Raw genomic sequence first — 2,736 nt, 5'->3', positions numbered from 1 at the left:
CACCCCTAACCCCTCCCAGGAGGGGAAGGCAATAGGCAATAGGCAAGAGGAACCCACCCCTAACCCCTCCCAGGAGGGGAAGGCAATAGGCAATAGGCAATAGGCAAAATTTTTTTTGATAAAGTCTTAAATAATAAACTAGAATAATGGCATCTAGTTTTAATAAACTAAACTAAATAAACTAGACTAATTTATGACTCTTGCCTTTTGCCTTTTGCCTATACTTTAGGTATTAATTTATCATAACGACTCTAGAAAAGCCCAGGATTTTTTCCCGACTCCCGACTCCCGACTCCCTACTCCCTACTCCCGACTCCCGACTCCCGACTCCCTACTCCCTACTCCCTACTCCCTACTCCCGACTCCCTACTCCCTGCTCCCTATTCCCTGTTCCCTTTAAAACTTAACTATGGCAATCAAATTTTGGAATGGTATTGCATTAATTGAAAATGACACCTATAGGACTCAATTAATACCAAAAGTAGGACGCTTAGATCACGATCAATCACTGTTGAGGGGGATTTTACCTCATATACCAAGGGGTGGTGTTGCCATAGATGTTGGTGCCAACATTGGCGATCACACCATTGCTTACCTGAATAAAGTTGGGATAACTGGTCGAGTGTTAGCATTTGAACCCCTGCCAGAAGCTTATGAATGTCTCAAATTAAATGTACCAGGGGCAGAATCCTATAACTATGCCCTTTCAGACCAAGAAGAAACCCTGAATTTGGTGATTAGACCAAACACAGGAGAGAGTTTTTGCTCCTATTCCGATAACTCACAAACCATTCGAGCTGTTCGATTAGATTCCTTTGAGTTTACCCAGCTAGACTTGATCAAGTTTGATGTAGAAGGTTGGGAGTTAAAAGCCCTCAAAGGAGCTGAAGAGACGATATATCAACATCAACCTCGGATGGTGATTGAGATTAATGAGCAAGTATTTAAACGAACCCTCGGGAATCGACATCAGATTTACGATTTTCTGAGGCGACATGATTACGAGTTACAACCAATACAACCAAAGACCAGCCTCAACACTGAGAGAATTGATTTACTGGCAATACCAGAAAAGGCACAATACTTCTGCGGCTTTCAGCATAAATTAGGGGAAGCTTACACAGAAAATAGTCAGCTTGACCAAGCTATTATCGCTTACCGTCGTGGGATTGGGCTTAACCCCAAGATATCTTCGTCTCATCACAACTTGGGGGAAGTCTTGGAGAAACAAGGTCATCTCGAAGCTGCGATCGCATTTTACCGTAAAGCCATTGACCTCAACCCTGATCACCATCAGTATCATATCACCTTAGCCAAAGCCCTAGCCCGAAAAGCCATGGCAGCTGAAGCAGTAGCCGAGTATCGCTTAGGGATGTCCCTTAACCCTAACTTCCAGTGGTCAGAGGATAATTTTGGCGAGGCTTTATTAGAAGGTCTGTATAAACACCATAGTAAAAACCATAGTAAAGGTTTCCAGGAAAACCCTAGTCAAAAGAATGACTTGATGTCCTCAAGCCACGACTGTGGTGTAATTTATTTAGCGATTGGGGAAAAATTTAAACGAGAATTTCTTAATGCTTATAAATTTTTCAAGAAATCCAATCCTACCATCCCGATATCCCTATTTACCGATTGCGCCATTGGGGAGTTAGATGGCTGTACAGTCTATCCTTTAAAAAGAAACAAAAATCCTCATAAACTCAAAGCAGATATCTTGAAAATGAGTCCTTACGAAAAAACCTTATTTATGGATACAGATACCTTGGTAATTGGGGATATTTCCGATATTTTTGTGTTTCTTGATGACTGTTATTTATGTATAGCAAAAGAACCTAATGTTGACTATAGTAAACAACCCTATAAATTTATTGGCTATAAATCACATAAACACATTAATACAGGAGTATTCGCCTTAAAAAAATGCCAATTCATTACTAAAATGATTGATGGCTGGATTACTCTGATGTCAGAACAAGATGACTCAGATATGAGAGCAGGACATTTTGGTGACCAGTACTATTTCAACCAGTTATTACAATCGGGTTTCTTCGAGCAAGAAGGAGGCAAAGTAAAGGTCATAGACAACAATATTTACAATGTCAGACCTCAGGCTCTGCCTCACTTAATCAAAGATGGCTTGTTTAATCAAGCCAAGATAATTCATCTACGACTCTCTGCTTTTGTCCCATCATTAGTTTCTCTTAAAAAGAAATAGGGATTAGGGAATCGGGAGTAGGGAGTCGGGAGTGGGTAATAAAGCGATAGTAAGCATTAACGCTAGTTGGTATGCAACAATCGCTTTTTTCAGATTCTCTTGCCTATCACCACGGATTCTGTCATTATGGGCAGACCAAGGTTGTTTTGAGGGTTGCTTTGAGTCATTGCCCAAGCCATGGGAAAGTCTTGTGTGGTGCGAACGGACGAAGCTTGTTGGAATGCTTCAATAGCAAGTTCTAGATTTTTAGCCCTGTCCCCACGGATTCTGTCACTGTAGGCATTGCCCAGGTTAGTTTGAGTCTGTACCCACTCCATGGGGAAGTCTTCTTGGGTGTAAACTGACAAAGCTCGTTGGAATGCTTCAATGGCAAGTTCAAGATTCTCTGCCCTGTCCCCACGGATTCTGTCACTGTAGGCATTGCCCAGGTTAGTTTGAGTCTGTGCCCACTCAATGGGGAAGTCTGATTGAGTGTAAACTGACGAGGCTAGTTGGTATCGGGCAATAGCTTTTTCCAGATT

At 41.8% G+C, this 2,736-nt stretch carries 2 protein-coding genes; one reads left to right on the top strand and one right to left on the bottom strand.

Annotation, left to right across the window (positions count from 1 at the left end; all coding sequences use genetic code 11):
* Nucleotides 1-409: 409 nt before the first annotated feature.
* Nucleotides 410-2,215 carry an FkbM family methyltransferase gene (locus F6K37_RS37445; RefSeq protein WP_287256081.1) on the top strand — a complete coding sequence of 602 codons (1,806 nt, stop codon included), beginning with the start codon at nt 410-412 and terminating at the stop codon, nt 2,213-2,215.
* 89 nt (nt 2,216-2,304) lie between these two features.
* Here F6K37_RS37445 and F6K37_RS37440 read toward each other — a convergent pair.
* On the bottom strand, nt 2,305-2,736 hold a 432-nt coding region (locus F6K37_RS37440; RefSeq protein ID WP_287256079.1), incomplete at its 5' end, for a tetratricopeptide repeat protein.

It is taken from the genome of Moorena sp. SIO4E2, assembly GCF_010671945.1.
Classification (GTDB): domain Bacteria; phylum Cyanobacteriota; class Cyanobacteriia; order Cyanobacteriales; family Coleofasciculaceae; genus Moorena; species Moorena producens.
This window is presented reverse-complemented; position numbering and strand designations above follow the sequence as displayed.

Coding starts and splice junctions, on each gene's coding strand:
- F6K37_RS37445 (WP_287256081.1), top strand. CDS start 410: ATGGCAATCAAATTTTGGAATGGTATTGCATTAATTGAAAATGACACC.